A 19,397-nucleotide genomic window follows, 5' to 3' on the forward strand; every position below is an offset into this window, starting at 1 on the left:
TCAGGAGAGATATTTTTCCATCAAGTTTGACAAGTCCGCAGGATCGGAAATAATATTCTGTAGGTACTTCTCTGGATGCCAAAGCTCAATTCGACTACCCATGCCCACGACTACTACTTCTCGCTCCAATCCCGCATAGGCTTGAAAAACCTTTGGGATCAAAAGTCTGCCGGCATTATCCAATTCTACCTCCACACTGCTGATGAAAAATGAACGCTGAAGCATTCGCTGCTCAGCATTGTTGATGGACAACGACTTGATTTTACTTTCAAGTTTCTTGTACTCATTCATGGTGTAGAGCGCCAGACACTTGTCCTCTGCCATTCGAAGCATGAGCGCACTCCCATTGGCCTCGGGTATCGCTGCCTTGATTTTGGCAGGCAATACCAGACGTCCTTTTGGGTCTAGCTTGCTATCGTATTGACTGTTGAACATAGAATCGACGAAATGATGGAATTACCGTAAAAACAAAAGTAATAAAATGGTTTACACATTCTACCACTTTGCCCCACTTTTTCCCACTTTTGTTTAAAAGTAGCCAAAACTTACTCGGAAGCCAATATTTTTCTAAAAATTTCTAAGAAATTTTTTGGGCTATACAACTGATTAAAAAGAAGTTAAGTAAGTCGTTAAATCGTCGATTGGAGGCGAATAAAGCACTTTTCGTGCCATATTTTTTTCCAGCAATGCCTTACGAGGTAGTATATCTCACAAAATGTGGGGCAAATTCCCATAAAATTTAGGCAGCGAAAAGTCTAAAGTGCTAACCAAATGATTCCCTCGATGAAACTCAGGCCTGTGCCAAATTCAATCGAGTGGAAAGCACACGATAGGCAAAAAAGAGACTGATCACAGCAAGGATTGCGGCCAAGTAAAATGACGCCCCAGGCAAATAAATTGGTGCATCGTCAGCAGAAAAATATGCGAAAATACTATTCATCATCACCGGCCCAATGATGGAAGTTACGCTGACCAAACTGGTTAAAGCTCCTTGTAACTCTCCCTGTTCGTTGGGAGGAACTTGGGCAGAAATAATCCCTTGTAAAGCAGGTCCAGAAATCCCTCCAAGACAGTAAGGAATTAAAAAGACTAGCATCATCCATCCTAGGTCTGCAAGCCCAAAACAAAAAAGACCTACAGCATTCAGAGCCAGTCCTATGTATACCGATTTTGCCTGACCTAATCTCGGAATGGCTACCCGAATCAACCCTCCCTGAACAAGCGCTACTAAGACACCTACCACACCGAGAGAGTATCCTACCATGGCTTCATCCCAATCGAATTTAAACATGGTGTAATAAGCCCAATTACTCTGCACAGCATGACCTGCCAGATAAATCAAAACCAAGGAAACCACCAATCCTGATACTACTGGATATTTTCGTAGATTAAGTAGAGATCCAATTGGATTGGCTCTTTTCCAATTGAAGCTTCTGCGCTGATCCGCAGGAAGGGATTCTGGTAGCACAAAAAAGCCATAGAGCACATTCAGCAGAGAAAGACCTGCTGCCACCAAAAACGGTGCCCTAGGACCAAATTCCGCTCCGGCTATTCCCCCGATCACGGGACCGATGATAAATCCCAAGCCAAATGCCGCACCGATCAAACCGAAGTTTTGAGAACGCTTTTCAGGGGTGCTTATATCAGCAATGTAGGCGGTGGCTGTCGTGAAGCTGGCTCCAAACATCCCGGCAATCACTCGACCCACAAAAAGCCAAAACAAAGTAGGCGCGACCGCATGAAAAACATAATCGATCCCCAGCCCTAGCAAAGAAAGTAGCAAAACAGGCCTGCGGCCAAAACGGTCTGACAGACCTCCCATTACCGGAGAAAAGAGAAATTGTGTAGCTGCAAATGAGAAGATCAACCATCCTCCGTAACGTGAAGCCTCACTAAGCCCTTCCCCAGTCAGCTCCTCGATCAAGCTAGGAACAACCGGAATGATAACTCCCAAACCGATCACGTCCACCAGGATCGTGATAAAGATAAAAAGCAGGGCTCGTTTGGAATTCGACTTCATTCTAGGATCAAAAGATCAAACTTACGGCTTTGTTTAAAAACTTCTGAAAAATCAGGACATAAAAAAACCTGCTCTTGCGAGCAGGTCTTTCTCATCCTCATTCACACATTTTAATTCTTTTTCGATTCTTTTTGATTGGCCTCTGCCTCCTTTTGGAGCTTTTCGACTAGCTCTTCCATCTTAGCGGCATTTTCTTTTTGCCAGACCTCCATTTTGCGCTGAAACTCCTCGATTTTAGGCTGCTGCTCTTCTTGCCAAGCCTTCATCTTCTCCTGAAACTCCTTCATTTTAGGTTCTTGCGCCTTTTGCCATTCTTCCATTTTTTTCTGGAATTCCTTCATTTTGGGCTCATTCTCCTCCTGCCAGACCTTCATTCTTTCCTCCAACTCTTTCATTTTGGGGGCCATTTCCTTTTCCCATTTTTTGGCCCGCTCTTCCATCTTCTTAGCCCACACTTCGGACTTTTTCTCCATTTCTTTTGCCCAAGCCTCTTTCTCCTGATCAGTCATCGCGGTGTCTGGCATAGCAAAAAATGCCCCATCCATTCCATCAAATTCAAAAATCATGGGAGTCATGTCGGCTGGATCCATGGAAGGAATGGGAACCATAAATTCTTGCATTTCAAATGGAGGTACGCCCATTCCCTCAAAAGTTGGCGGTTCAGGCAGGTCTAATTCTGGCACATCAGGGATATCAAACCCTTCTCCATTAAAGAAAAACATGTTTTTACCACTTGTTTTAATGGTATCTCCATTGATAACGATCACATTACCATCACCTTCCGTGACAAATTCCCAAGATTCATCTGGATCAAGTTCAATAACTCTATTGCCATCCGTCTCCCAAATTATGCTTTTGGACGTCTTTCCCTCCTTGTCTTCAATTACCTCCGTTTTTTTGGAGGATTTACGGATCACTGTGTCCGCTAAAGACATTGGAATATCTACCTCCGGCATTTGCAAGGCAACTAGTGGCTCAACGGTACCTCTTGGCTCTGGAGTTTCTTGGCCGGCACTTGCTACAAGTCCCAGCGAAATCATTAAGGTTAAAATCATAGGTATAGAAATAATAGGGTTTTGTGGATAGGTTTGAGCCGGGTGGCCCAAAATGCGTTTAATTCTTTGTAGGGTAGGATTTCTCTTTTTGGCGGCGGCCAAAGCCAGTTCTGTTTGTGGTTGATTCGCAAAGTTCAGAACCTCAGCGAGCGCGAAGGCTAAAGTATCTGGAGCAACTCCTGACTTCACGACTAGATCATCTGCTGCATTTTCTCGTAGTTCTTTGATGGTCTGACTCATCCACCAAAAACAGGGATGATAAAAGAATAGTACCTCAAGACTCGATTGGATCAAGTTGATCAAGTAGTCATTTCTTTTAACATGTGCGAGTTCGTGGGCCAAAATCGCTTCCAATTGCTGAGGACTCAGATGGAAAATCAAGGCACTGGGAATCAACACAACTGGCTTTAAGAAGCCAAAGGTCATAGGCAATGTACCTTGCCTTCCTATTCGGAGCTGTATGTTACTGGGAAGGTTTATTTTGCCCAAAAGGCGATAAAAAGATTTTTCTAATTCAAAATCCACAACAGGATGTGAAGCTTGCCGAAGGTTTCGTATGGCCGCTAGATTTGCAATTAATCGAAACATAAATAGGATTGCTCCGAAAAACCAGAAATTAACAAGCAATGGAATATTGGACTCGATCAGATCAGTGGTCTGGGCAATTATCGCTTGATAAACCGGAGTTTCAACCCCTGAGGTTGGATTTGTACCTTGAAATCTAGGTTGAAAATTAGCAATCAAGGTAGCTTGGGTGGTTTCATTCTGCACTTGATCCACGAAGGTCACCGTCACAAGCAACACAGTAAGAAGCAATGCTCCGAGCGAAAGATTGTAATTAAAAGCGGGGCCTTTAGACTTAAACAGCTTAAGACCTAGCCAGAGTAAGCCTGCAACCAAAATCATCTGCCAAATACTATGTACCAGCGTCCAGCCTAAAGCTGACAGTAGGTAATCCGGAATCCAGTCGACTAATAGGTTCATGATTTCTTCTTTTCAAGTTGGTCTAAAAATGCGCGAATTTCGTCCAATTCCTCCTTGGAGGGATTTTCCTGACCCAACGCCTGCATCACCAGATTTTGAGCAGAACCTCCAAAGGCTGTATTCATCAAATTCTTAATCAACGATGACTGCGTTTCTTTTTGATTTGTAGCAGGCCGGTAAATATGCGATCTGCTCTTTTCATCTCTGGATACAAGACCTTTTGTGTGCATAATTTGCATAATCTTCAAGGTCGTCGTATAGCCCGTATCTTTGGTTTTAGCCAGTCGCTCATGCACCTGTCGAACACTTGCTTCACCTAGCTCCCAGAGGATGGCTAATATTTCTAATTCGGATTCAGTTGGTTTCGTCATGACAGTTCTTACGATATCTTTCGTACAAAGTTATACGAAGATCATCGTAAGTCAAGAATTAGTACGAAAATAATCGTATTAAAAAGTGTTAATCAATCAAAAATGAGACTTAACGTAGTTTTTTAATTACTTTTTCTCCCTTAGCCTCAAGACTTTTTCGAAAAATTTCTCCTAGACCCGGCCATATCCCGGCAACTTTCGCAAGCAATCCGCGTGACTCAGGTATGCAAACCAAGTCCTTCGGCTTTTCCATAAGCTGAAGTAAAACCCGAGTTACATCAGCTGGCGTGAGTACTTTCTCCGGCCCGCTAAATGTCAATTTAGCTTCTTCAGGATAGTCTAGTTGTAAATCTAGCATGGGAGTTTTGACCAAATCAGGACACACCACAGAAATATTTACGCCATAAGGACGGTATTCTGCAGCGGCAGCCATCGCAAAGCCACGAATCGCAAACTTCGAAGCTGAATACAAACTAAGGCCTGAAACTGGAGCCAAACCCGCTAGTGAAGAAATGGTAATCACATGACCAAACCCTTGATTCTTCATTTGATCCGCCACATACTTTATGCCTAGGATGCTTCCTTTGGTGTTTACATTGAGATGGTAGTCTATGTCATTAATGTCAAAGTCCCGAACAAAACCTGGGCGAATCACACCTGCGCAATTAAAAAGATGAGATACAGTAGCTTTTTGGGCACGTACCACATGAAGAATTTGATCCCATATTGCTGGTTGTGATATATCCCCTGATAAGAATTGCAGAGTATCATCTTCCTCAAAATGATTCTCAAGAGAATTTGAATTCAAATCAATTAATAGAAGAGAATATTTCAGCCCCTTTAATGTTTGAGCAAGATGGAGACCTATCCCGCTGCCAGCACCGGTAATAATGATTAGCGACAAACTCATTCCATTAAGATTAAATTAATTTAAGTTCAAAAAAAATTTCAAATCCTATTTTTTATGTACGAAATCCTATTTTATGCCGATAAAATCAGAATATTATTTTACTTAAAAAGAAATTAACATTTTTTTATTTCTTTTTATTCGTTTTTGCAAAATAAAATATATTTTGCTCCTCGTAACCATCAACAAATCAACAGGATGAAAGATTTTAAAAGTTTGTCAAAACAAAATTGGTTTTTCCTATTGGGATTGACCTTTGCAATATTTGCCTGCACGGATGTAGAGCAAAATATTGATTTGGCCCAAGCTGAACTAGCTGTAGAGAGTCAAGATTTCTCTCCAATCCCAGACCGATACATTGTAGTCCTTAATGAGAGTAATCTTGAATTCAGGAAGTCTAAAGATTATGAAAGTGCCCAAGCCGGAATGCGAGTTTTAGCTAATGATTTTGCTGCAAGGCACGACTTAAAACAATCGCAGATTGATCGAGTATATGGAAGCTTAATTTCAGGATTTTCTGCAGAACTTAGTAGAGAACAAGTAGTAGAATTAGAAAAAGACCCAAAAGTAAAATACATAGAACCCGACGGGTATATGTACGCAAATACAACCCAATCAAATGCAACTTGGGGAATTGACCGGATAGACCAGTCCAACCTTCCATTAGATGGGTCATACACCTACAGTACTACTGGACAAGGAGTGACTGCATACATTATCGATACAGGCATTCGGAGTGATCACATTGAGTTTGGAGGTAGAGCCCAAAATGGCTTTGACGCTTTTGGTGGAAATTCTGAAGATTGCAATGGACATGGAACCCACGTGGCTGGCACAGTAGGTGGATCAGAATACGGGGTCGCCAAGAATGTTTCCTTGGTTGCTGTTAGAGTTTTAGATTGTGGTGGCTCGGGAACCTTCAGTGGTGTCATTGCTGGAATGGACTGGGTGGCCGCCAATGCAACCGGCCCTTCCGTAGCAAACATGTCCCTAGGTGGTGGAAGAAGTACTTCAGTAAATGATGCTGTGACAAGGCTTTTCAATTCCGGTGTACCAGTAATAGTTGCAGCAGGAAATAGCAATGCAAATGCATGTAATTATTCACCTTCAAGTGCTTCAAATGCCTATACCGTCGGATCCAGCACTAGCACCGATAGTAGATCAAGTTTCTCAAACTATGGGGATTGTGTAGATATTTTTGCGCCAGGCTCATCGATCAGATCGGCATGGTACACTAGTAATACTGCTATAGCCACATTGAACGGGACTTCTATGGCTTCTCCACACGTAGCAGGAGTAGCTGCCTTGTACCTAGAATCTAATCCAAATGCATCTAGTCAAACTGTGTACGACTTTATCAGCACTTCGTCTACACCTTCGGTCGTAAACAATTCACTGACAGCAAATAATAATTTACTTTATTCCCTCGGCTCAACTACTGTTGATCCTGATCCACAAGATCCAGATCCAGTGACTGGTATCTTGCTTTCTGCTGAAGGATTCAAAAACAAGGGAAGATGGGGAGCCAATCTGACATGGTCAGGTAGTAACGGAGAAGTAGATATCTTTAGAAATGGAAGCAAAATCGCCACTATTTCCGGAACGAGTTTTACTGACCAAACAACCAACCGAGGTGGAGGAAGTCTTACATACAAGGTGTGTGATACTGGTACTTCCACCTGCTCTAGTGACGTGACTGTCAATTTTTAATCATTTTTTTTTCACATGTGAGGCCATCGGGGAATTCCCCGATGGTTTTTTTTTGATTGTCCTAATCCTGAACTTTCTCAAATCCCGATTAGTTGTATAGACATTAATTTTCAGACTAAACCAATACCTATAATGAGTACCAAACAAGCACTTTTAGAACCGATCGTGGTCGGTGATCTCAAATTATCTAACCGAGTATGGATGGCTCCGATGACTCGAAGTCGAGCCGCTAATGAAGGTAATGTACCATTTGACATTCATGTGGAGTATTATCGACAAAGAGCAGGCGCCGGCTTAATCATCAGCGAAGGATCCCAAGTTTCCAAAAAAGCGGTTGGCTATATCAACACGCCGGGTATTTACTCAGCCGAACAAGTAGAAGGCTGGAAGCCTGTGACCAAGGCAGTACATGAGGAAGGCGGAAATATTTTTATCCAGCTCTGGCATGTGGGTAGAATTTCACATCCCGATTTCCACGATGGAGAATTACCACTAGCACCATCGGCGATCAATCCAAATTCTAAATCTTTTACCCCAAAGGGTTTTAAAGAGACCGTCACTCCTAAAGCCATGAGCATTGAGGAAATCAAGCAGACGATTCAGGACTTTAAAAATGGAGCGAAAAACGCTATGGAAGCCGGGTTTGATGGAGTAGAAATCCACTCCTCTAATGGGTATTTGTTCCATCAGTTTTTCAGTAGCAGCAGTAATGTAAGAACAGACGAGTATGGTGGATCGATAGAAAATCGAGCTAGAATCCTATTTGAGGTAATCGACGCCATAAAGGAGGTGATGCCTGAGAATCGTATCGGTCTTCGATTAAACCCTTCACTAAACGGCATCTTTGGAATGGAAGCCAATGAGGACACCATGCCAACTTTCGACTATATCGTCAATCGTCTTAATGAGTATGATTTAGCCTATTTGCATCTTTCTGAGCCATTTACAGATGTGAGTGACATTCCTTATTTGGAAACTCAGATTGCGAAGCGATATCGACCCATGTACAAAGGCACTTTAGTGATCAATTCAAATTTTGATCAAGAGAGTGGCAATAAAGTAATCGAGGAAGGATATGCAGATGCAGTTGCATTTGGTAAGCCATTTATTTCCAATCCAGACCTGGCCAAACGATTTGAACTGGGAGCTGAGCTAGCCGAATACGACACAGAAACGTTTTACACGCCTGGCGAAAAAGGATATACCGATTACCCAAGCCTACAGGAGGCTTAAGTTGCTATCACCCAGAAAGGCCGGATTTTCCGGCCTTTTGTTTTAATTTTAGATATGTGTTTAGTTGCCCTAGCTTGGAAAGCGCATCCAGAATTCCCCCTCGTCCTAAGTACCAATCGGGATGAATTCTTTGAGCGCCCCAGTGCCACGCTTCATCAGTGGGAAAGTGGTTTTTATGGAGGAAAAGACCTGCGAAGTGGAGGTACTTGGATGGGCTTTCACCCAAATGGCCGCTGGGCATTGCTTACCAACTATCGTGATTTTAACAATCCTCGATCGGCTCGGATTTCAAGGGGAAAGCTCGTTCAGGCCTTTTTAGAAAATGAAATGGATCCCGAGTCTTATTTACAGGCCCTAGTTCCCAACCTGCATTTGTACGATGGATTCAATCTGTTGGTCTCAGATGGTGAAAAAGTCTTTTATCTCAGTAATTATGCAGCTGGCATTCAAGAGATCCAGCCAGGAATTCATGGCCTGAGCAATGCCTTGATTAATGATCCTTGGCCCAAAGTTGAGCTGGCAAAGCAACAATTACGCGAACAGCTAGATGCATCGATTAGTCAAAATAAGCTTCTTCACATCCTGAAATCCACGGACACCTACCCCTTGGAGATACTACCCCAAACAGGAGTAGCTCCGGAAATGGAAATTGGACTTTCGGCCCAACTGATTCGGCTGGGAGATAATTATGGGACAGTTTCCGCCATGGCTGTCACTCAAAATCTGGAAGGGTTTACACAAATGAAGCAACGGATATTTGAACGAGATTACCATAGATTTGAAGACACAGAAATCAGCTTTCAAACCTTGAAAAAAAAGTATGAATAAACTATTTGACGTACTGATCATTGGGGCTGGACCGATAGGCTTAGCCTGTGGAGTAGAAGCTCAAAAAGCAGGACTAGACTATCTCATTTTGGAAAAAGGCGCATTAACCAATTCCATTTACAACTACCCCGTCAACATGCGATTTTTCTCTACTTCGGAGCGCTTGGAGATGGCAGGGATTCCTTTTATGTCTGTGGAAAACAAACCCACGCGAACCGAAGCATTGGAGTATTACCGTAGGATTTTCACGCACTTCCACCTGAACGTCAACCTGTACGAAGGGGTAGAAACCTTATCAAAAATCTCCGAAGGCTTTGAAATCAAAACCTCAAAAGGCGGCTACCAAACCAAGAAAATTGTGCTAGCCACGGGGTTTTATGACCTACCTAATTTGATGGAAGTACCCGGAGAAGATTTACCTAAAGTAATGCATTACTACAAGGAGCCCTGGCCTTTTATCGGACAGAAAGTCTTGGTCGTGGGTGGAGCAAACTCTGCCGTGGATGCTGCATTGGAATGCTGGCGCAAAGGAGCAGAAGTGAGCATGGTGCTGCTTGGTGATGAAGTGGATCAAAATGTGAAATATTGGGTGAGACCCGATATTATGAACCGGATCAAAGAGGGTTCGATCAAAGCCTTTACAAAATCAAGGGTCAAGGAAGTCAAAAGTGACGCTGTGATCATTACCACTCCGGATGGCGAAGTGGAAATAGAAAATAATTTTGTGCTCGCGATGACAGGTTACAGACCGAATTTTGCCTTGCTGGATCAGCTTGGCGTGGAATTGAGCCTAGACGAAAAGCGCCAACCATGCTACGATCAAGCCAACCAGGAATCAAATGTCCCAGGAGTTTATCTAGCGGGTGTGGTTTGTGGAGGGTTGAATACCCGAGAGTTTTTTATTGAGAATTCCATCGTGCATGCAGAGTCAATTGTGAAGGATATTGTAAGCAAGCTCACGGGAAAAGCCGAAGGTTGAAAGACTGGTCAGTGAATTATTCGGAAACTAGCTTCCCACGATAGAGGGTAAATTCCTCAGCCTCGATGTCGGGATCAGGTTTCTTCATCCAAAAGATCTCCTCATCAATAACCTTGAAACTATTGTAGTACATCTCAGGAAGATCAAGCGAAATCACCTGACCATCAGGACGGAGGACGGCAGTCCGTGATTTGTATTGCTCTCGTAGTTTGGCTTTGGTTTCATCAGTAGCATCGCCAGCCAAAACCCGCTCAATCGCAGGTTTATCCTTAGGAGAAGGATTGTAAGTAATCAAAAGATTTTCACCGAACTTGCTGATATTTTGAATTAGGGAAGGATAAGAACGTTTTTTATTGTCGTTGATTTGGCCGAGTCCGACGGCACCAGGCTCAAAACCTTCATGAATTTCAAATCCCGTCAATTCAAGAGCCTTTTCTTCTTTCAAAACCGGTAATTCACCGGACCAATCATAGATATAAAGTGTGGGATCAGCCATGTACATCAAATAGAGTATTTCTTCATTTTGATCAAAGTGAAAGACTGGCCGAAAATCTCTAAAATAGAACACATTACCATTCAGAAAATTTGAGCTTTCAGGAAAAGGAATCACCTGTTGAGTTTCGTTGGTCGCAATATTAGTCATCAGAAGGTTTTTTCGCTCTTTCAGAAATTCAGCATCGTAGTTATTATAGTACTCTTCGATAATATCTAGAGAATAAAGCAGATACTCTTCATCTCCCTTCTTGATAAGTTGCTCGGTATCAAAATGTGTAAATGCTCCCCCCAAACTGACCTGATTTTGATAAATTCCAAAGTCCTGAATTACCTCACCGCCAGGCTTCAACAACTTGAGCCCATTCATTATATCCAGGACAACGAAATTTCCTGCTTGGTCAAAAGCAAAATTCCCCGAAGCCATGCCGAATTTACCAGGAACATCCCCTTCCTTATTCCATTGATCTAAGAGCTCCCCATTCTGATCAAAGCTATAGACCTCAGAAGTAGCTCTATCTCGAAAGATCAAACGATCATTTACTGAGCCTTGAAATAAAAATACTCGCGCCAGAATATCTTTCACGGTGACCGAATCTGTCTTTTCGAGTCTAAAAGTTTGATTTTGTGCTTTATTAGGGTCTTCATATTCTGAAGGCCTTTGACAGGCAAGGATAAAAAGAAGAAGGTAGCAAGGGATTAATTTTCGCATCATGCTAAGAATGAAAAGTTTAATTCAAATTAAATACACAACTAATCAACTACAAACGCCTAACTTTTTTATTTATTCCTTCCCAACATGAAAAATGGTAAATTGCACGCCAATATGAAGAAGAAGCCATTCACCGTAGTCTACGAAGACAATCACCTCCTTATCGTCAATAAAGCAGCTGGAATCCTCGTGCAGGGTGACAAGACGGGCGACAAAACCCTGATCGACTATGGGAAGGATTACATCGCTAAAAAATACGACAAGCCAGGTGCGGTCTTTTTGCACCCTATCCATCGGCTCGATCGGCCTGTTAGTGGCTTGGTGGCTTTTGCCCGAACATCTAAGGGACTAGAGCGAATGATGGAAATCTTTCGGAAACGTGATATCCATAAAGTCTATTGGGCCATTGTAAAGCGAAAGCCGAGAGAAGAAATAGGGAAACTCACGCATTGGCTTGTAAAAGATGAAAAGAAAAATGTGGTAACCGCCCATGATAGAGAAGTACCGGGATCGCAAAAAGCGGAACTAAACTACAAGACCCTAGGCCATATGAATGATCATTGGCTGATCGAAGTACGGCCTATCTCCGGACGCCCACATCAGATACGAGTGCAGTTAGCATCCATGGGATGCCCAATTCGAGGAGATGTAAAATACGGCTTTGCCAAAGCGAATCCAGATGCCAGCATTAATCTACATGCTTTTCAATTAGTCTTTGTTCACCCAGTGAAAAAGGAAAAAATGTACATGAGAGCAGCTGTACCAGAAGAGGAATTTTGGGAGCAATTTTTACATTTCGAAACAATCAAAGCAAAGGACCAGCACTTGGACAATAGTTTTTCGGGATAACATTTGAATTTAAAAATCTAAGGGATTAAAGCTGAAAAGCTTACCCTCCATTAAATAATTTAAGCGATGAAAAACTTACTTCTTATCCTCCTAGGAGGTCTTATTCTCGTAAGCTGTGGAAGCAGCCCCGAACCCAAGACCATTTATATTGTCAGGCACGCTGAAAAAATGCTAGTTGAAAATCCCGACCCAGAACTTGCTCAAGTGGGGATAGTAAGATCAAAAAAACTTGCACAAATTCTTGCCGACAAAGAGATCAAACATATTTTTTCCACAGATTACAAGCGTACTCGGATGACCGCCCAACCAACGGCTGATCAGTTAGGTATTCAAATTGAGACCTATGATCCAAGAGATCAAGAGGCATTCGCGGAGAAACTAAAAGGATTGGAAGGAAATATTTTGGTAGTGGGTCACAGCAATACAGCCCCTCGTTTAGCCAATATTCTGATCGGTTCGGGCAGTCCTTATCCAGACCTGACGGATGTTGAATATGACAACATTTACATTCTGGAGTACAAGGAAAATGGCTTTAGTGCGAATGTGAAAAAGTATGGGGATTTTTAAACAACCATAACCTCAATCCCCTTCTCTTCCAGACTATTCTGATAGATTTCTGGGATGCCAGCATCGGTAATAATGGTATCGACATCCTCCAGTTCGCAAATCTTCCCAAAGCCTTTTCGGCCAAACTTCCGGCTATCGGCCAGAACAATTGTTTTCTGCACAGACTGGATCATTTGGGCATTCAAGTGAGCCTCCATCATATTGGAGGTAGTCAAGCCATGTTCCAGACTAATCCCATCCACGCTTAGAAAAAGCTTGCTACAGGCAAAGCCTCGAAGCATCTCCTCGGCATAGTGGCCCACTGCCGAACTACTACTCTTTCGCACCACTCCTCCTAGTTGCACCAATTCAACTTGATCATGATCCATCAAGGAAAGGGAAACATTCATGGCCGCCGTGAGCACGGTCAAGGGTAAGTTTTTAGGAATTGCTTGCGCAAAAGCTACAACAGTGGTCCCAGAACCAATTAAAATGGCTTCTTTCTCGAGGAGCATCTTGACCGCATGTTGGGCTATCCTAGTTTTCTCTTCCACCTGCTCTAGCTTTTTGACCTGTACCGAGCGATCAGAAACATAAGGCGAAATTGGGGTAGCTGATCCATGAGACCGATACAGCAGGCCCTTATCTTCTAGCAATTTGAGATCCTTCCGAATGGTCACCATGGTCACTTCCATTCGCTTGGATAAATCCGAAACAGAGACAAATCCGGCTCGATCCAATTCATCCAAAATATACTTATGTCGTTCAGCGATGGTCATTTGCTTTCTTTTTAAGAATCAAAAGTAAAGAATCAGTAAAAGAAACCGAAATTCTCTTCTTTTACTTTCGTTTTATTACTTTTATTTTCTTTTTGACTTACTTTTGAGAAGAATAATAAATGAATAGAGAAGAAAACATAAATCAACTCAAAGATTCGAGTAGAATTTGGGACGTGGCGGTGATTGGTGGGGGTTCATCCGGGCTCGGTGTGGCTTTGGATGCAATTTCACGAGGCCTTTCAGTGATTTTGGTGGAGAAGGCAGATTTTGCCAAGGGGACTTCCAGCCGAAGTACCAAACTAGTGCATGGCGGCGTGCGCTATTTGGCTCAAGGAGATGTGGCCTTGGTATTAGAAGCTCTGAAGGAAAGAGGACGATTGCTAAAAAACGCAGCTCACCTGGCACATGATCAACCCTTTATCATTCCTATTTATACGCTTTGGGATCGCCTGCAATATACGGTAGGCCTGAAGACCTATGATTGGATGGCGGGAAAACTTCGCATTGGCAAATCAAGATGGATCTCAAAGGAAGAGACTGCCAATCGACTGCCTCAGATCAAAAAAGAAGGGCTAATGGGAGGTGTGGTGTATCATGATGGGCAATTCGACGATGCGAGGCTAGCCGTAGCCATTGCCCAGACGGCAGATGATGCTGGTGCCTGCATATTGAATTACACAAAGGTTTCCTCTCTGATAAAAAATGAAGAAGGAAAACTCCAAGGACTTAAAGTTCGGGATGAACTAGCTAAGAAAACCTATCCCCTCAAAGCTAGGATGGTGGTCAATGCGACTGGAGTATTTGCTGATAAAATCCTTCAGATGGATCAGCCAGAAGCGAGGAAAATGATCCAGCCCAGCCAAGGCATACACTTGGTTTTGGATCTAGACTTTTTAGGTGGAAAGGATGCCCTGATGATACCAAAAACGCGTGACGGTAGGGTTCTCTTTGCTGTGCCATGGCATGGGAAGTTGGTCGTGGGTACGACAGACACTTTGCGGGAAAAAGCTAAGCTTGAACCCGAAGCATTGCAAGGTGAAATTGATTTTATTTTAGAAACGGCAGCCGGGTATTTGGCCAAAGCTCCCACCCGTGCGGATGTCAAAGCGGTATTTGCGGGTTTGAGACCTTTGGCGAGACCAGAAGAAGGAAGCACCAAAACCAAAGAGATTTCACGGTCTCATAAAATCATTCTTTCCGAGAGCGGTCTGGTGACGCTTACGGGCGGCAAATGGACCACCTTCCGTCGAATGGGCGAAGACACGGTCGATTATTTCGAAAAAGTGACGGGTTCAAAACCTGCTGAGAGTACCTCTGCAAATATGTTCATCAATGGAAACACCAACCAACCAGCAGAAGGACATTGGGCAATCTATGGAAATCAAGCCCAGCTAATTCAGGATTTGATGAAAGAGAATCCCAAATGGGCAGATAAAATCCATCCCGACTTCCCTTATACTCAAGCTGAGGTGGTTTGGGCTGTTCGCCGAGAGATGGCCGTGAAAGTCGAGGACGTGCTTTCAAGACGAATCCGAATGCTGATCTTAGATGCCCAAGCGGCTATGGATACAGCTCCTGATGTGGCCAGAATTATGGCTCAAGAAATGGGAAAAGACAAAGATTGGATAGCTCAAGAGTTATTAGACTTTCACAAAGTAGCCAGTAAATATTTAATCCGTTAAGCTGAATTTCACTTAATCACCCTTTCAAAACGGACAATCAATTGAAGTTCTCAGCGGTAGACGCAGTTTGCAGTCCTCTTCACCGCCAACAGGCGAAGCCGCGACAACCGACAACCGACAACCGACAACCGAATTTTAGGGAATGCATTGAATTTCAAAATAGAATCCCTTTTTTTAGTATTTAAACCTTACCCCAAATGACCGATACCAAACCCTATTTACTCGCCCTTGATCAGGGAACCACGAGTTCGCGTGCCATTATTTTTGATAAAAAAGGAAAGATTGTCTCCACGGCTCAGAAGGAATTTAAGCAGCGCTTCCCAAAACAAGGGTGGGTGGAACATGACCCCGAGGAGATTTGGAAATCTCAGTCCAAAGTGATGATTGAGGCACTAGTGGAGGAAGGAATAGGAGCCGATCAGATTGCAGGTATAGGTATCACCAATCAGCGAGAGACGACCATCGTTTGGGATAGAAAAACTGGCAAAGCCATCTTCAATGCTATTGTATGGCAAGATCGGCGTACCGCCGCTTTTTGCGATAGCTTAAAAGAAAAAGGACATGCTGAAATGATCGCATCCAAAACAGGACTGATCATCGATGCCTATTTCTCAGCTACCAAAATTCGCTGGATTCTAGAAAATGTAGAAGGTGCTCGTGCCAAGGCTGAGGCAGGTGAATTGGCATTTGGAACGGTGGATTCTTGGCTAGTTTGGAAACTGACTGGTGGGCAAAATCACCTGACGGATATCACCAATGCCAGCCGAACCATGCTGTTCAATATTCACTCACAGGAATGGGATCAAGAGCTTTTGGATCTTTTTGAAATTCCGAAAAGCATGCTACCGGAGGTAAAAACCTGTAGCGAAGTATATTGTGAGACCGCTGGTGATGTACTAAAATCAAGAATTCCTATCGCAGGAATTGCCGGAGATCAGCAAGCCGCACTTTTTGGTCAACTGTGTACTGAGCCAGGCATGGCAAAAACCACCTATGGTACAGGCTGCTTTCTGGTGATGAATACAGGAAAAGATGCTGTTCGGTCGCAAAATCAGCTCCTCACTACCGTGGCTTGGAAGATCGGTGAAGAGATCAATTATGCATTGGAAGGCTCTGTATTTATTGGAGGAGCTGCCATCCAGTGGCTACGAGATGGTCTTGAATTATTTAAAGACGCGAAAGAAACGGAAAAATTAGCCTTGAGCATTGATGATAATGACGGGGTGTATTTTGTTCCAGCATTAGCAGGTCTTGGGGCTCCGCATTGGGATCAAAATGCCAGAGGGGCATTTTTTGGAATAACCCGAGGCACGACTCAGGCCCACTTTACCAGAGCAGCTTTGGAAGCGATCGACTATCAGGTTTACGATGTGCTGAAAGCCATGGAAAAAGATAGCGGAAAACCCATCGCGGAACTTAGAGTGGATGGAGGAGCTACAGCAAATAATTTCTTGATGCAGTTTCAGGCAGACCTACTGAATTGCGAAATCAAACGACCTCAAATTATCGAAACTACAGCTATTGGTGCGGCCTTTTTGGCTGGACTGGCAGTTGGCTTCTGGAAAAGTCAGGAAGAAATCCAGCAACTTTGGACAGCCGACCGAAGCTTTTCACCACAAATGGATTCCGCAAAGCGGGATGAATTAATACACTTTTGGCAAAAGGCCGTTTCACGCGCAAAAAACTGGACAGAATAATATGAATCCTTATCTCGCAGAATTTATCGGAACTTTCCTCCTCCTCCTTTTAGGCTCAGGAGTAGTGGCAAATATGCTTCTCCCATTGACCAAAGGAAATGGCGGAGGAATCATGGGCATCAGTACGGCTTGGGCATTGGCTGTATTCACAGGAGTCGTTGTCGCTGGACCTTATAGTGGTGCACATTTAAATCCTGCTGTAACAGTAGGCTTAGGACTCACGGGTAAGTTTGACTGGGCTTTGGCACCTGGGTATATCTTTGCTCAAGTCTTGGGGGCCATGGTGGGTGTTGGTTTTGCCTGGCTCATGTACAAGGATCATTACGAGCAGGAAAAAGATCCAGGCATGATTGCAGCGCCATTTGGCACTTCTCCTGCCATCAGGAATTTCAAACTCAACTTTTTGTCTGAGCTTATCGGCACCTTTGTACTTGTACTGGTGATTCTTTATAACGCTGGCGTGAAAATCGAGGATTTGAATCAAACGCCGATTGGGATGGGTTCCTTGGGAGCAATTCCCGTGGCATTTTTGGTTTGGGTAATCGGTCTAGGCTTAGGGGGCACCACGGGATACGCCATTAACCCTGCGCGGGATTTCGGTCCGCGACTGATGCATCAGCTCCTACCTATCAAAGGAAAAGGGCCTACGGATTGGGGATATGCTTGGATTCCAATACTCGGCCCTATAGCTGGAGCGGCTTTGGCTGCGGGGGTATATTTGGCAGCAGGCGCTTAGAAAGAAACTTATAGAGGTGAACCGGATGATTGGGAATCGCAATCACTAATTATCCGCTTCACCCTCTTTTTCTCATCAGAAGAAATATTTTTTTCACACCTTGTCATATATCCTTACTTTTTTCATACCAAGGAGTATAAATGACAAGTTCTGCACTCGAACATATCCTTCAAAAGCATCATCGGGATGCTTACCTCTGGGCGAGGCAGTGCTGCTCCTTTGACGACGATCAGGCGAAAGACGTGCTTCAGGCGGTTTACCTGAAAATTCTGGAAGGCAAAGCGAAGTTCAATGAGAAATCGAGCGCAAAGACTTGGCTCTTCTCTGTGATCCGCTACACTGCTATCGATCAGTTCAAAAAAGAGAAGCACCTCGAACCCCTAGACATAGGGCTTGAAATACCGGATTGGACGGAGATCAACAGAGAGGAGCCTATGAATTATGAAGGATTGATTCAGCAGCTTTCTCCCATGCAAGCGCAGGTTTTACTGATGGTTTTCTATCATCAATTGACTCTGGAGGAAAGTGCTGAGGTATTGCAGATCAGCATTGGTACCGCAAGAACGCATTACGATCGCGGAAAAAAAAGATTAAAACAGATGATTCTGAAAACTCAAGAACAGATTTGAGATGAAACAAGATCAAGACATACAGCGGTTTTTTGATGAACTCAAAGCCAAAGACCAGCAATTAGCGATTCCTGAATTTCAGGGATTGCCGAAGCCTAAAGTGAATATGACTCCACTTTGGCTCACCATAGGCATCGCTGCCTCACTCTTTCTTTTTGCACCTTTGATTTGGCCTGAGGAGGAACAAATTGAGGTCCCTAGAGATGTGCTCATCATCACGCTGGAGGAAAATGAAAACGACGAACAGCAATTCACCATACAACAAACCACCTATTTAGATATCTGGGAATCTCCCACTTCAGCATTACTTACCGAATACTAAACCAACTATTTTATCACATTCATTATGAAAAATCTTGCAACACTTCTTCTGTTTTTCCTCTGCATAGGTCTTGCAGAAGGACAACAAACAAAATCAATGACCTGGGTACAGTCACAGCCAAAGGAAAGTGGAGATATTTTCCAAGGGAATCTATACTCGGCAGATCGAGTCATGGAAATGCGCGACAAGCTCAAACTTACAGACGCCCAAGCGAGTAAAATCAAAAAAATTCATGCAGATAATGCCGGACAATTTGCCACACTAAAGTGGGATCTGGACGAGGAAACCAAAAAACTCAACACCATGCTTGAGGCAAACAATCCAGATGGTGCTGAAGTCCAAAAGCAAATGGACAAAGTGCTCGCTCTGGAAAGTGAACTTAAGAAAAAGAAGCTGGGCACTCTAGTTGCCATCAAAAACGAACTCAATGACGAGCAAATCGAAACACTGAAAAACAGTGCGACCACCGTAACTGGCTCTTATTTTTTTCAAAACAACAGTAATAACGCAAGAATCATCCAAGGGCAAGCGAAAGGAATTGGGTACACCAATGGAGAAGCCAAGGTCCTTTTCCCCGACACGGACAAAAACAAAGTGATGATCCGGGTGGATTCAGATAAATCTGGCAACAAGCCTTTATTTATCATCAAGTCAAAAGAAGGAGAAGAGGAGCGAAACGAGGTGGGTAATTTAGATCCAAATGACATTGAATCAATGAGTGTCCTAAAGGGGTCTGCGGCCACATCCCTCTATGGTTCAAAAGGTGAAAACGGCGTAATCATCATCACGGTGAAAGACGACAAGAAGAAAAAGAATTAAGTTAAATTTTTGGTTGATTAGAAGAAAAGGAAGCTCAAATGGGCTTC

General features: G+C 43.4%; 19 protein-coding genes. 12 read left to right on the plus strand and 7 right to left on the minus strand.

Annotated elements, in window-relative coordinates; translation table 11 throughout:
* The 5 genes from mraZ to ACFOSV_RS04655 all read right to left on the minus strand — a co-directional run bounded on the left by mraZ (position 1) and on the right by ACFOSV_RS04655 (position 5,340).
* A complete protein-coding gene (gene mraZ / locus ACFOSV_RS04635; RefSeq protein WP_377903874.1) occupies positions 1 to 435 on the minus strand; it encodes a division/cell wall cluster transcriptional repressor MraZ in 435 nt (144 codons plus the stop codon).
* Positions 436 to 790: 355 nt separating this feature from the next.
* Positions 791 to 2,020: a TCR/Tet family MFS transporter gene (locus ACFOSV_RS04640; RefSeq protein WP_377903876.1), complete on the minus strand. Its 1,230-nt coding sequence runs from the start codon at positions 2,018 to 2,020 to the stop codon at positions 791 to 793.
* 110 nt (positions 2,021 to 2,130) lie between these two features.
* Positions 2,131 to 4,059, minus strand: a complete 1,929-nt coding sequence (locus tag ACFOSV_RS04645) for a M56 family metallopeptidase (RefSeq protein WP_377903878.1) — start codon at positions 4,057 to 4,059, stop codon at positions 2,131 to 2,133.
* Entirely contained in the window at positions 4,056 to 4,430 is a 375-nt protein-coding gene (locus ACFOSV_RS04650) for a BlaI/MecI/CopY family transcriptional regulator (protein WP_377903880.1), read from the minus strand. The genes ACFOSV_RS04645 and ACFOSV_RS04650 overlap by 4 nt, the downstream gene beginning before the upstream one ends.
* Positions 4,431 to 4,539: 109 nt before the next feature.
* Positions 4,540 to 5,340: an SDR family NAD(P)-dependent oxidoreductase gene (locus tag ACFOSV_RS04655; RefSeq protein ID WP_377903882.1), complete on the minus strand. Its 801-nt coding sequence runs from the start codon at positions 5,338 to 5,340 to the stop codon at positions 4,540 to 4,542.
* Positions 5,341 to 5,535: 195 nt separating this feature from the next.
* Here ACFOSV_RS04655 and ACFOSV_RS04660 point away from each other — a divergent pair, with 195 nt between their 5' ends.
* The 4 genes from ACFOSV_RS04660 (at position 5,536) to ACFOSV_RS04675 (ending at position 10,087) form a co-directional block, all read left to right on the plus strand.
* The gene (locus tag ACFOSV_RS04660) at positions 5,536 to 7,047 is read left to right on the plus strand and encodes a S8 family peptidase (protein ID WP_377903884.1); all 1,512 of its coding nucleotides are present in this window, start codon (positions 5,536 to 5,538) and stop codon (positions 7,045 to 7,047) included.
* Positions 7,048 to 7,179: 132 nt separating this feature from the next.
* A complete protein-coding gene (locus tag ACFOSV_RS04665; RefSeq protein WP_377903886.1) occupies positions 7,180 to 8,280 on the plus strand; it encodes an alkene reductase in 1,101 nt (366 codons plus the stop codon).
* A 54-nt stretch (positions 8,281 to 8,334) separates the two neighbouring features.
* A complete protein-coding gene (locus tag ACFOSV_RS04670; RefSeq protein WP_377903888.1) occupies positions 8,335 to 9,108 on the plus strand; it encodes an NRDE family protein in 774 nt (257 codons plus the stop codon).
* Positions 9,101 to 10,087, plus strand: a complete 987-nt coding sequence (locus tag ACFOSV_RS04675; protein ID WP_377903890.1) for a YpdA family putative bacillithiol disulfide reductase — start codon at positions 9,101 to 9,103, stop codon at positions 10,085 to 10,087. The genes ACFOSV_RS04670 and ACFOSV_RS04675 overlap by 8 nt, the downstream gene beginning before the upstream one ends.
* A 16-nt stretch (positions 10,088 to 10,103) precedes the next feature.
* Here the strand turns inward: ACFOSV_RS04675 and ACFOSV_RS04680 are convergent, their stop codons facing one another.
* Entirely contained in the window at positions 10,104 to 11,294 is a 1,191-nt protein-coding gene (locus ACFOSV_RS04680) for a hypothetical protein (RefSeq protein WP_377903892.1), read from the minus strand.
* 111 nt (positions 11,295 to 11,405) lie between these two features.
* Between ACFOSV_RS04680 and ACFOSV_RS04685 the strand changes: the two genes are divergently transcribed.
* Together ACFOSV_RS04685 and ACFOSV_RS04690 are read left to right on the plus strand one after the other, a co-directional pair.
* Positions 11,406 to 12,140 (plus strand): RluA family pseudouridine synthase, encoded by a 735-nt coding sequence (locus ACFOSV_RS04685; RefSeq protein WP_377903894.1) that lies wholly within the window; start codon positions 11,406 to 11,408, stop codon positions 12,138 to 12,140.
* A 66-nt stretch (positions 12,141 to 12,206) separates the two neighbouring features.
* A complete protein-coding gene (locus tag ACFOSV_RS04690; RefSeq protein WP_377903896.1) occupies positions 12,207 to 12,707 on the plus strand; it encodes a SixA phosphatase family protein in 501 nt (166 codons plus the stop codon).
* Here the strand turns inward: ACFOSV_RS04690 and ACFOSV_RS04695 are convergent.
* Complete coding sequence (locus ACFOSV_RS04695; RefSeq protein WP_377903898.1) at positions 12,704 to 13,465, minus strand: DeoR/GlpR family DNA-binding transcription regulator; 762 nt, start codon at positions 13,463 to 13,465, stop codon at positions 12,704 to 12,706. The two genes, ACFOSV_RS04690 and ACFOSV_RS04695, sit on opposite strands and share 4 nt — an antisense overlap.
* Before the next feature lie 119 nt (positions 13,466 to 13,584).
* On the opposite strand from ACFOSV_RS04695, the gene ACFOSV_RS04700 reads away from it, so the two are divergent.
* From ACFOSV_RS04700 to ACFOSV_RS04725, 6 genes are all read left to right on the plus strand, one after another.
* The gene (locus tag ACFOSV_RS04700; RefSeq protein ID WP_377903900.1) at positions 13,585 to 15,147 is read left to right on the plus strand and encodes a glycerol-3-phosphate dehydrogenase/oxidase; all 1,563 of its coding nucleotides are present in this window, start codon (positions 13,585 to 13,587) and stop codon (positions 15,145 to 15,147) included.
* 197 nt (positions 15,148 to 15,344) lie between these two features.
* Positions 15,345 to 16,844 (plus strand): glycerol kinase GlpK, encoded by a 1,500-nt coding sequence (glpK, locus tag ACFOSV_RS04705; protein WP_377903902.1) that lies wholly within the window; start codon positions 15,345 to 15,347, stop codon positions 16,842 to 16,844.
* 1 nt (position 16,845) lies between these two features.
* Positions 16,846 to 17,580 carry an MIP/aquaporin family protein gene (locus ACFOSV_RS04710; protein WP_377903904.1) on the plus strand — a complete coding sequence of 245 codons (735 nt, stop codon included), beginning with the start codon at positions 16,846 to 16,848 and terminating at the stop codon, positions 17,578 to 17,580.
* Between the two features lie 140 nt (positions 17,581 to 17,720).
* Positions 17,721 to 18,209, plus strand: coding sequence for an RNA polymerase sigma factor (locus ACFOSV_RS04715; protein ID WP_377903906.1), 489 nt, complete (start codon positions 17,721 to 17,723; stop codon positions 18,207 to 18,209).
* Position 18,210: 1 nt separating this feature from the next.
* On the plus strand, positions 18,211 to 18,531 hold the full coding sequence (locus tag ACFOSV_RS04720; protein ID WP_377903908.1) for a hypothetical protein: 321 nt from the start codon (positions 18,211 to 18,213) through the stop codon (positions 18,529 to 18,531).
* Between the two features lie 24 nt (positions 18,532 to 18,555).
* Entirely contained in the window at positions 18,556 to 19,350 is a 795-nt protein-coding gene (locus tag ACFOSV_RS04725; protein WP_377903910.1) for a Spy/CpxP family protein refolding chaperone, read from the plus strand.
* Positions 19,351 to 19,397: the final 47 nt, after the last annotated feature.

Origin of the sequence: Algoriphagus namhaensis, from assembly GCF_042649705.1 — a bacterium.
In the GTDB taxonomy this organism is placed as follows: Bacteria; Bacteroidota; Bacteroidia; order Cytophagales; family Cyclobacteriaceae; genus Algoriphagus; species Algoriphagus namhaensis.

Bases quoted from the DNA above. Each gene is read 5' to 3' on its own strand.
- mraZ (WP_377903874.1), bottom strand. From the start codon at position 435: ATGTTCAACAGTCAATACGATAGCAAGCTAGACCCAAAAGGACGTCTG.
- ACFOSV_RS04640 (WP_377903876.1), bottom strand. From the start codon at position 2,020: ATGAAGTCGAATTCCAAACGAGCCCTGCTTTTTATCTTTATCACGATC.
- ACFOSV_RS04645 (WP_377903878.1), bottom strand. From the start codon at position 4,059: ATGAACCTATTAGTCGACTGGATTCCGGATTACCTACTGTCAGCTTTA.
- ACFOSV_RS04650 (WP_377903880.1), bottom strand. From the start codon at position 4,430: ATGACGAAACCAACTGAATCCGAATTAGAAATATTAGCCATCCTCTGG.
- ACFOSV_RS04655 (WP_377903882.1), bottom strand. From the start codon at position 5,340: ATGAGTTTGTCGCTAATCATTATTACCGGTGCTGGCAGCGGGATAGGT.
- ACFOSV_RS04660 (WP_377903884.1), top strand. From the start codon at position 5,536: ATGAAAGATTTTAAAAGTTTGTCAAAACAAAATTGGTTTTTCCTATTG.
- ACFOSV_RS04665 (WP_377903886.1), top strand. From the start codon at position 7,180: ATGAGTACCAAACAAGCACTTTTAGAACCGATCGTGGTCGGTGATCTC.
- ACFOSV_RS04670 (WP_377903888.1), top strand. From the start codon at position 8,335: ATGTGTTTAGTTGCCCTAGCTTGGAAAGCGCATCCAGAATTCCCCCTC.
- ACFOSV_RS04675 (WP_377903890.1), top strand. From the start codon at position 9,101: ATGAATAAACTATTTGACGTACTGATCATTGGGGCTGGACCGATAGGC.
- ACFOSV_RS04680 (WP_377903892.1), bottom strand. From the start codon at position 11,294: ATGATGCGAAAATTAATCCCTTGCTACCTTCTTCTTTTTATCCTTGCC.
- ACFOSV_RS04685 (WP_377903894.1), top strand. From the start codon at position 11,406: ATGAAGAAGAAGCCATTCACCGTAGTCTACGAAGACAATCACCTCCTT.
- ACFOSV_RS04690 (WP_377903896.1), top strand. From the start codon at position 12,207: ATGAAAAACTTACTTCTTATCCTCCTAGGAGGTCTTATTCTCGTAAGC.
- ACFOSV_RS04695 (WP_377903898.1), bottom strand. From the start codon at position 13,465: ATGACCATCGCTGAACGACATAAGTATATTTTGGATGAATTGGATCGA.
- ACFOSV_RS04700 (WP_377903900.1), top strand. From the start codon at position 13,585: ATGAATAGAGAAGAAAACATAAATCAACTCAAAGATTCGAGTAGAATT.
- glpK (WP_377903902.1), top strand. From the start codon at position 15,345: ATGACCGATACCAAACCCTATTTACTCGCCCTTGATCAGGGAACCACG.
- ACFOSV_RS04710 (WP_377903904.1), top strand. From the start codon at position 16,846: ATGAATCCTTATCTCGCAGAATTTATCGGAACTTTCCTCCTCCTCCTT.
- ACFOSV_RS04715 (WP_377903906.1), top strand. From the start codon at position 17,721: ATGACAAGTTCTGCACTCGAACATATCCTTCAAAAGCATCATCGGGAT.
- ACFOSV_RS04720 (WP_377903908.1), top strand. From the start codon at position 18,211: ATGAAACAAGATCAAGACATACAGCGGTTTTTTGATGAACTCAAAGCC.
- ACFOSV_RS04725 (WP_377903910.1), top strand. From the start codon at position 18,556: ATGAAAAATCTTGCAACACTTCTTCTGTTTTTCCTCTGCATAGGTCTT.